Genomic DNA, 9,123 nt, shown 5'->3' with positions numbered 1-9,123 from the left:
CCGGATTGTTCCACTGCATCCCGGTAGAGGGCGTATCCGAGCCGCACCTCCCGCGAAGCAATATCATCATCTAGGGTGATCTGCCGACACCCCGTGCGAGTAATCCAGTAAGCTCGACTATCTCCCACATGAGTGATATACATTTCATGAGCGTGGGCTAACGCCATCACCAACGTAGTGCCCATGCGTTGCCGGTCGAGCCGCTGTTCCGTGTCGTTGCGCTGGCTGATAACATCATTGGCAGCACAGGCAAAGTTTTCCAATTCTAGGGTAAGAGCGGTCGGATTTAAAGGATTGGCTGGATTCGCCAGCAGATTCTGTACTCGCTCTTGGATAGTTGCAATTGCCAGATGGGAGGCGACTTCCCCGCCTTCATGTCCCCCAATACCGTCGCAGACTATTGCCAAGGGAAGGGAGGGATTGGTACTGCTTGGACTGGGGGGATAGCAGGCATCCTCATTTTGCCGACGAGTTGGCCCTGTATCGCTGCGGGTGACAATTTGATAGGTGCAAGATTGCGATCGCCCAATGGTTTCCATTGCCTCATCCAACAGCCCCACCAGCTGCTCTGCCGTCTGTACGGCTCCTTGGTTGAGCTGCTGACAAACTTGTTCCAAAAATTTTCCAATGGTTGGGTGTGAAGCGGCGACCCATTTAGACCAAAGTTGACCTAAGTTTTGCAGCGTTACTGGGGAGCTTCGATCCGCCTGCAATATCAATAACCGAAGGATGGAACCTTCTACTCGCAGCAGCGCTGGTGTCAACAAACTCGACCCTACATGATTGATTTGCAGGGGTTCCCACAAATTTGCCATCTGCCATAGCCAAGTCAGTTGGCGCATTGCCGAGGCGTTTTTCCAGACGCTGGTTAGTTCTGGCATGAGGGTGCCTTCCCCGTTCCCGCAGCTGTAAATCGGTACCTGCTCTAGCAGCCAAGTTTCGGCGTTACGCTGCCCTTCCGTTGGTGTCAGAAGTCCGTATAGTTGGGGAACGTGCAGCTGATAGGGAGACAGCTTGAGATACGGCATAAGGCTGTTGGATATCTCCGGCAACATTTCCGGAGACAAAGCCGGTTTGGTATCTAAAATGATGCGATCGCTTTTCAGCAAATATCGCTCAGCAATCAGATCCCCAGCTTTGTAAGCCTCTATCCCTTCACCAACTGCCCACAAGTACCGTTTGAGCAACGGCGTGCGGCATTTCTGACAAAAGTTATGGCTCTGGGGATTAGGAGCCTGACAATTGAGATTCGAGCAGTAAAGCGTTGCCGCAGAATTGTTCATGAAGGTTATGCGCTCCCATCAGCCTGTTGTGATTTGACTTGCTGTTACCAGAAGCTACTGAGAAAGGTAGCTCTTTCTCAATTCGCCAAATCTGAGCGTTAATCTGGATTGTAGCCTCTGACACTCAATAGATTTGCGATCGGTCAATAAAACTCATTCTTCACTTACAGAATTTTCTGTTTGCTGATAATAACGCCGCATTAGTCGAGGCCAGAGTAGCAAAAAGTATGACATCCACACAAGAATGGGAATCGAGACGCCAGCCGTTATCCAAATTGTTTTGGTTAGTGTCCAAGAGGCAGTGATGACGGTAATAGTTGTCAGCAAAATAGACCAAGGCTGACACCACCAAGGTTTATACGTCCAAGGGCTTTCGGGGTCTTTTTTATACACTAGAGGTAAAAAATAATCAAGTTTCTATTTCCAGAGTTTAGCGGTTAAGGGTCTTCTCGTGCTTGAGAAACTGACACTTCGCGTTAAATTTGAATCAGACTAGGCGATGCTTTTTTTAACGTTGGGTAAAATCACTCCAGCTACCAAACTTCAACCGGGGCAGTTTAACTCCTCTTTCAACTCCTCACGAGCGAGGGGCGAAATCCTCCCCTTTCTTGGTAGAGATGGGGAGTCGAGGGTTTACATTTGTTGTCCTGCTTTGATACCGCATTGTGCCCTTTGCAGGTTCTCCAATTTCGCCAATCAAGGATTGTTGTTCCAATTTGCTCTGTGTACTGCCACTTTCCCCAATTGCCATGCCCAAGTCCGAAGCCTATACTGCTACAGATCCACCATTTTCAGAGCTTAATTCACCTGCTAGTGCAGAAATTAAGCAATTAATTGACTCTTTAGAGGAGTCTCACCGCCTGCGTTCCAAGATGGTAAATTTGGAAACTTGGGCGCTGGCTGAAACGATGGATCATTTTCTTCCAGGGTTTTGGAGCCGCTTCTTAGAAAATCGCCGCATTGCTCTTAAGCAATTTTTGGAGCAGAAACGAGCGGCTAAATCCCAAGTTGCTGCAAATGCTCAGTCTTTGGATGGTAGCGTTATCAACTCACCTCAGCAAAATTCCTCATCTATGCAGAAACAGACAGAGAGCTGACTTACACCCACAGAAAGAGGCGATCGCACACCCATTTCTCTAATCTAATATTAGTAACATTAAGATTCAAATCTTTAGGAGTTATATGGAAAACCCACCCAAAGATACAACCAATAGAACTACTAATCCGGGCGATAGAATTTCCGACAAACCCGAAACCGTTGAAGAAAAAGCCCAGCAAATTGCGGTAGATGCGCCAGATATTACCGGCGACCATATCGTTGTTCCAACTTACTTTGAAGTGGAAGAGCCGGACGGAGAAAAGAAGGCATTACACCATGTTAAGGATGCCGAGGAAATCTCTGATGTGATTCGCCAAGCTCGCGTTGATGAAAATGGGAATCGGATTTGGCGGTAAATTATCTGTAGTGACCAGTAATTAGTTGTTAGAAAGTTTTCTGATAATTAAACTCAACTTTTCTAACAACTAAAAAAGAATTACTCAGCCGATTGAGTGCTAACCTGAGGCAGTCCCATGCTGTAATTAAGAACGCGGCTACTCAGGTTGTAACTAATTTGTCCCTGCTGTAGCAGGCTTCTCAAAAAATGTTCCAAGTCGGAACCGATACGACGCAGATTATATTCGGTTAAATCTGCACCGTTGTAAGCTTCAACCATCTCATCGAATTTGCCATAAACCTGTTGCAGAGCGTCTTCGTTCCAATTAAATTCATTATCTGGATCGACATCTAGGGTCAATACATTGTCACTCTCGACGAGTTCGTTGTTCTTCACTTCAGCGGTATAGATGCGGATGTGGCGGGTTGTACACTTTAGGAGCATAGTCGTCAATAGTTTTTGGCTTACAGACATTAATAACTATTTTAAAGAATTGTAAAAGCGATCGCGCTTAGCTTCAAAAGTTTTGAGTGTTGAAGGATTTAACTCAAAATTCAACACTCAAAATGTTGCGATCGCTACCGGGTAGGAATCATCCCTGTTTGCCGAGCATAAGCGAAAATCCCCCCCGCATCAATCACTGGGCCTACATCGCCCAAAGGCTGGAGAGAATAAGTTTTACCCAAGGTATGGTTAATCAGCTGATTTTGTTCAAAATCAATTGAAACATCCTGTCCCGTTTCAAATTCATCGCACAACCGCTCAGAGGATTCCCAAGGGTAAAGTTCCCCAGTAGCCGCACAATTGCGGAAAAAGATCCGAGCATAAGACTGAGCCACCACCGCTTTAACGCCGCTAGCACCCAAAGCAATCGGTGCATGTTCCCGTGAAGAACCGCAACCAAAGTTTTCCCCAGCAATAATGATGGGATACTGGGTCTTGATTTCTCCAGAAGCCACAAACTTTCCATAACGATCCGGCAATCCAATCAAGGCATAACTGCCCAACTTTTCGTACTCGTCAGGCTTGGAAGGAACCAGAGTCAGGTATTCAGCTGGGATAATTTGATCGGTATCGATGTTGTCATCCAAAACAAAAATTGCGCCGCGAATCAATGCGCCCATGATTCAGTTCCCGGTTTTTCCAATCTTCTGTTTAGCTATTTCACTTTATCATTCAAGAGTGCGACTGGCTGCTCTGCGACAGATAGCATCTCGCAATGGGAGGTGCTTGCATGCCTCCCAATTGCCTTAACAAAGCCTTCGTAAGCGAACCTCCCGCTCAATGTAGAAAAAATATCTTCTGACAGAGGCATCTTGCCACAGCAAGGCCTTTAGCAATCATCTGCGCTGCTTCAGGAAACTAAGAGCAAAAAAGGAGCGCTCGCAGTTGCCGGTCAATTATACTACTCTGACAGAGTCTCTTAAACAAAAAGACTGATACTCTTAAATAAAAAAAGTCAGGTTGAACTACCGGCATCATTTACTCAAACAAAATGGTTGATCCGATGGATGATATCGCCAAACAAGCTCGCCAGGGGAGCGTGGCGGCGATTATTCAAATACTCAATGACAAGCTGGCAGAGGCTGGTGTCAGAACCAGAGCCATTTTTGCCGATGGTGTCTTGCAGCTTTTGTGTGAGGCAGCTACGCCAGATCAACTCGAACAATCTAGCCTGGTACAGCGCATTCGGCAGATTCTGGAATCAATTTCACCGCGAAATATTCGTCGAGTCAATATCAACAGTCGGATTGTCCGAGAGCAACAATTACTCTGGCTAGAAGAAATTCATCGAGATCCGGAGAGTCAGTTACTTTGGGCTGAAGAAATTACCCTTGCCAAGCCGAATGTTTTTCGACGTTTAGGAGAAGATTTCAAGGGACGGAAACCTGCCAAAAAAAGTCAGCCACCATTCCCCCAGCCGTCCTCCCGGTTTGTACGGGAAAAACGCCAATTCTGGCGTGGTATTGTGGGCGGTGCCAGCTTATCGTTACTTTTACTGCTGGTAGGCTGGGCACTTTATGATTGGCTAGGGCCATTTACGATTACTCGGACGCCAGCTTCTGCGCCAAACTCTTCCCCAAAGACGACAGCGCCAGCAACCTCTTCAGCACCTGTAGCATCAAGCACCCAGACAACTGCATTGCCTTCGTCAGATCCTTTTGCAGACGCGGTGCGACTGGCGGAACAAACGTCAATTGCGGGGAGAAATGCTCAGACTTCTGCTCAGTGGTTGGATTTGGCGGCTAAATGGCAACAAGCTTCCGATTTAATGGCTGCTGTACCCCCCTCTGATAGTCGTTACGGAACGGCTCAGGATCGGGTGGAATCTTATCGGAAAAAGAGTGAAATTGCCCAGCAGGAAGCAAAAAAAAGGCGTTCTTAAACGTCAAACATTGTTGTTCCCTAGGTTGTTCCCTAGAAAAACCGCTGAAAATCACTTCTTTAGTGAGAACCCCGTTTTATTCAAAAAATGAGCTTCTCGTTGCTCCAATGGTTTTTCTGCCGACTACCTGACATTAGACTGGCAAGACTGCGCTAGCGCTACGCCAACTTCTCCTGACTCCTCTTGTTTTAGGGATGAAACGCTTACGGAGGAAGGGGAGAAAAGAAGTTACGTCACTGTGATTTAGAGCAAGTCTGCCATTGAGCTTTATTTAAGAAAAAGCCAATTTGGCATTCAGGTTTTAGTAGATATTTCAGTGATTTCAATCACAAAAGCCCTAACTGGAAATTACAAGAATCAGGATGTATACATCATAAAGTCATTGCCGACAGGGTCACTTAGACAGAAAGATTAGCGTCACCTGATGGCAACTGGATAAATTGGATACTGACCTTGCTGAGCAAGTCGTCTAGGAGGTGCACGATGATTCTAATTCGAGAAGTGGTTCAACAAGCTCTCAGTACTGGTTTTTTGACAGTGGAAGCAGAAGAGCTGCTCCGGGAGATGCTCCAAGGCAAATATGGCTCAGAGGATCTGAAAGCTTTTATGAGCCTACAACAAGCTGCCATGTCTGGTCAGGTGACGCAAGAGTCGCGCGTGCTGCTGGAAGAAAAAATCCTGGGGCAGGCTGAGTCGTTGAAACGGTTAGCCACAGAGGTACTGGTTACCACTTCTAGAAATTAGGCATTTGAACTGGTAGAAATCTAAAAAATCTGGGAACCCTAGTCTATAGAAGAGTGAGGGTGAAATCTGGTTGCCCCAGTCATGGTTGTAAAAGATTGACAGCGGATTGCTCCCGACAAACGACTGTTTTTATTGCTGCCGTGCCAACGCCTCTCCCTCTATCCAGCAGAGTGTCTTTTAACCCCTGCCTTGATGTCCTCCTAATGAAGCTCGGCTAAGATGAATGATGCACAAGCGGATATGGATGCAGCCACTGCGATCGCAACGCGGATGTCCCAAGAGTTGGTCGCAAAGCGGCACGCTAGCGTTAGTAAAGCGGCTCAGGAAGAGCTGGCGGCTGTCAAAGAGCTGCAAACAGCTGCAACCCTGATGGTAGAGCCTCTCACTTCACCGATGCCCAGTCCAGTTGAACCGGGTTTTATAGAGGAATACAAGGGCGCACTCATGCATTACCCCAGCGATCGCTGCATTCACTTAGGGCAACAGATTACTCAAATCCTTCTGACAAGCTCAGCTCCGGAAGCGGTATTGCCCAAAATTGCGGAGGTGGTGGGAAGGAGTTTGCAGGCAGACGCTTGTTTTATAAAAGCGATCGCGAGCCATCAGGCGACGCCACAGGCTGCTTTTTGGTATGCAGAGGCATTTTCAGGGTCTAACGGAACATCCAACGTGGCGGAGGCGGGAACCGTTGAGTTTAAGAGCGTGCGTCCTCTGTCCTCGAAAGGATGGATGCAAGAAAATGCCGTGCTAGAAGAGATCCTAAGCGATCGCCAACCTGTAGCGATTTCGGATACTCAGGCAATTGAAACTGGACGTGCCTGGGAAGATCCGGTACGTGCCGTGCTGGGAATTCAAACCCAATTTCAATCTTCAGCAAATGGGGTGATTGTCGTCGGGCGATCGCAACCCGGCGATTGGACAGAGATTGAAAAAGAATTGCTGAAAGCTGTGTCAGACTCAGTTGCGATCGCAATTTCTCAAGTCCAACTCCAGCGACAGGTGCGTATCGCCGCCCAATACCAAATCCTGATCAACCAGCTGACCTTGGCAATTCGAGCAGGCAAAGACGTGAATCAGATTCTCCAACTCGCGCTTGCCGGTACAGCTCAAGCTTTCCAAGTTCACCGTGGCTTTATTCTACTGCTGAAATACGTCGCTCCCCCGTTGAAAAACCGTTCTTTAAAGCAGATTCCTAAAGCGAAAGTTACGGTGGTTTGCGAATGGTCTTCCCAAAGCAACAGCGAACAAGCAGCAATTAAAGAAACAACCGCTTCTGTTTCACCTTCTTGGTTAAACCATTCTTTTGCGCTCTCGGAGTGTCACTGGTGCCAACAGGTCTTCATGCAGTCACCTGAGCTATTGGCGATCGCGAATCAAGCGGATCTCGCTACCAGCAACCCAGCAGACACCTCTGCCAGCCAATCCTCCGACCTGTTTAAAGAAGCCATGCCTGCTCTGCTGATGGTTCCCCTGGAAAGCCAAGGTACCGTGTTAGGGTTCCTGGTGCTACAGCATCATCAGCCTCGTTCCTGGCAATCTGAGGAATTAGAGTTAGTAAAATTAGTCAGCGCTCAGGCGAGTACGGCAATCATTCAAACGCAATCATTACGCCAAGTGCAAGCCCTCGTTGAGGAGCGTACCGCCCAGCTGCAAGGCAGTATGGAAGTGCAGGCAAAGTTGTACGAAAAAACTCGCCAACAACTCGATCAGTTGCGGCAACTCAATCAAGTGAAGGATGAATTCATCAGCAACCTGAGCCATGAGTTGAACACACCGCTCACCACGATGAAGCTAGCAATTCGGATGTTACGTCAAGCCGAACAGTCGCCAGAAAGTCGTGCTAAGTATCTGCAAATGCTGGATGAGCAGTGTACTCGAGAAATTGATTTGATCGCGGACTTACTCGCTCTCCAGAAACTGGAGTCGAAGAAATCTTCAATTCATCTGCAAAAGATAGACCTCAAACAGGTTATTCAAGAGTTAGTTGAGCCGTTTGAGCAGAAATGGGTGGATAAAGGATTAACGCTAGCCGTAGAGTTCCCCAAGCGATCGCTAATGCTTCAGACTGACGCGGATAGCCTCAATCGCATACTGCATGAACTTTTGACCAATGCTGGCAAATATTCTGAGCCAGATTCTACCGTTCATTTGCGTGCTACTCACGAGATTAATCCGCAAGGGAATCAGATTGTTCTTTACTTGAGCAACAATGGTCCTGGCATCTCGCCAGCAGAAATGGGGTATATCTTTGATAAATTCCGCCGGGGTAAAGGCATCACCGAACAAGCAATTCAAGGCACTGGGTTGGGCCTAGCTCTGGTAAAGTCTTTAGTACAGCACCTCAATGGTGCGATCGCTGTCTCTAGTTGTTCTACTGAAGATACTCACGCTTGCGAAACCTGCTTTACCCTCACATTGCCTCAGTCTTTTGACAGCACTCAAGTCTGAAGCCAGAAACTAGACAACCAGACGCCAAATCTGAGAATTTATAAGCTGTTGCACGTTTAACTTGCATATTCTGAAAATAGGGGGAAAGTGGTGAATTCCTCTCTTCTGTTCTTGTAGCAGTTCAGACTGGCTTGCTTCGAGATTTCACGGCTTACTAATTCTTGTAAGGGCTTACCTGCCAAGCACCCCGATTCTGACTCCTGACTTTATTAAGGGATGATATGCTCGCAAAAGCTCCACTAAAACCCCTACGTTGGCAACGAACGAAATATACTGCCCTTGCTCGTCAACTAGACATTTTTGGAGCAGCAGCAGAGTGGGTGTTTTATTTATGGTGGGATAATATCTTTAGAAATACTTCCCCTTTACATAAAAAGCGTCGGGCACAGTGGTTAGTTGAAACTTTACTAGATTTAGGTCCCACTTTTATTAAGATTGGGCAGGCATTATCTACCCGCGCAGATTTGCTGCCTCTAGAATATGTAGAAGCGTTGGGGCAGCTACAGGATCGGGTTCCGGAATTTAGTGCCGAGCAAGCAGTCGCGCTGATTGAATTGGAACTTGGTAATTCAATTCATGCTCTGTATCGGGAATTCGATCGTTTTCCGATTGCTGCGGCTAGTTTAGGGCAAGTCCACAAAGCACGGCTGCATACGGGTGAAGATGTTGTTGTCAAAGTACAACGTCCGGGATTAGAAAGGTTATTTAAATTAGATTTTCAAGCTTTGGGTAGGCTTGTCCGTTTTTCGCGGCGCTATATGCCTTGGACAAGAAAATATGAATTAGAAGCAATTTATAGCGAATTCTTTAATCTTCTTTATCAAGA

Annotated in this window: 10 protein-coding genes; 6 read left to right on the top strand and 4 right to left on the bottom strand. The window is 47.1% G+C overall.

Translation table 11 applies throughout. The features are described from left to right. Together H6F50_RS17275 and H6F50_RS17270 are read right to left on the bottom strand one after the other, a co-directional pair. Nucleotides 1–1,283: protein phosphatase 2C domain-containing protein (locus H6F50_RS17275; protein ID WP_190429654.1), on the bottom strand; the 1,283-nt coding region annotated here is incomplete at its 3' end. 153 nt (nt 1,284–1,436) lie between these two features. Then, entirely contained in the window at nt 1,437–1,676 is a 240-nt protein-coding gene (locus H6F50_RS17270) for a DUF6737 family protein (protein ID WP_190410864.1), read from the bottom strand. 356 nt (nt 1,677–2,032) lie between these two features. On the opposite strand from H6F50_RS17270, the gene H6F50_RS17265 reads away from it, so the two are divergent. Together H6F50_RS17265 and H6F50_RS17260 are read left to right on the top strand one after the other, a co-directional pair. Continuing rightward, nucleotides 2,033–2,380 (top strand): hypothetical protein, encoded by a 348-nt coding sequence (locus H6F50_RS17265; protein WP_190429653.1) that lies wholly within the window; start codon nt 2,033–2,035, stop codon nt 2,378–2,380. An 85-nt stretch (nt 2,381–2,465) separates the two neighbouring features. Further along, on the top strand, nt 2,466–2,738 hold the full coding sequence (locus tag H6F50_RS17260) for a hypothetical protein (RefSeq protein ID WP_190410862.1): 273 nt from the start codon (nt 2,466–2,468) through the stop codon (nt 2,736–2,738). 80 nt (nt 2,739–2,818) lie between these two features. On the opposite strand, the gene H6F50_RS17255 is transcribed toward H6F50_RS17260, so the two are convergent. Together H6F50_RS17255 and H6F50_RS17250 are read right to left on the bottom strand one after the other, a co-directional pair. After that, the gene (locus H6F50_RS17255; RefSeq protein ID WP_190410861.1) at nt 2,819–3,163 is read right to left on the bottom strand and encodes an NAD(P)H-quinone oxidoreductase subunit M; all 345 of its coding nucleotides are present in this window, start codon (nt 3,161–3,163) and stop codon (nt 2,819–2,821) included. 134 nt (nt 3,164–3,297) lie between these two features. Then, complete coding sequence (locus tag H6F50_RS17250; RefSeq protein WP_190429652.1) at nt 3,298–3,843, bottom strand: 3-isopropylmalate dehydratase; 546 nt, start codon at nt 3,841–3,843, stop codon at nt 3,298–3,300. Between the two features lie 371 nt (nt 3,844–4,214). Here H6F50_RS17250 and H6F50_RS17245 point away from each other — a divergent pair, with 371 nt between their 5' ends. The 4 genes from H6F50_RS17245 to H6F50_RS17230 form a co-directional block, all read left to right on the top strand. Continuing rightward, complete coding sequence (locus H6F50_RS17245; RefSeq protein ID WP_190410859.1) at nt 4,215–5,105, top strand: hypothetical protein; 891 nt, start codon at nt 4,215–4,217, stop codon at nt 5,103–5,105. A gap of 483 nt (nt 5,106–5,588) precedes the next feature. Further along, on the top strand, nt 5,589–5,849 hold the full coding sequence (locus H6F50_RS17240; protein ID WP_190429651.1) for a hypothetical protein: 261 nt from the start codon (nt 5,589–5,591) through the stop codon (nt 5,847–5,849). 219 nt (nt 5,850–6,068) lie between these two features. Continuing rightward, entirely contained in the window at nt 6,069–8,297 is a 2,229-nt protein-coding gene (locus H6F50_RS17235; RefSeq protein ID WP_190429650.1) for a GAF domain-containing protein, read from the top strand. Nucleotides 8,298–8,518: 221 nt separating this feature from the next. Continuing rightward, nucleotides 8,519–9,123: AarF/UbiB family protein (locus H6F50_RS17230; protein WP_190429649.1), on the top strand; the 605-nt coding region annotated here is incomplete at its 3' end.

It is taken from the genome of Coleofasciculus sp. FACHB-712 (assembly GCF_014695635.1).
GTDB lineage: Bacteria > Cyanobacteriota > Cyanobacteriia > Cyanobacteriales > FACHB-T130 > FACHB-T130.
This window is presented reverse-complemented; position numbering and strand designations above follow the sequence as displayed.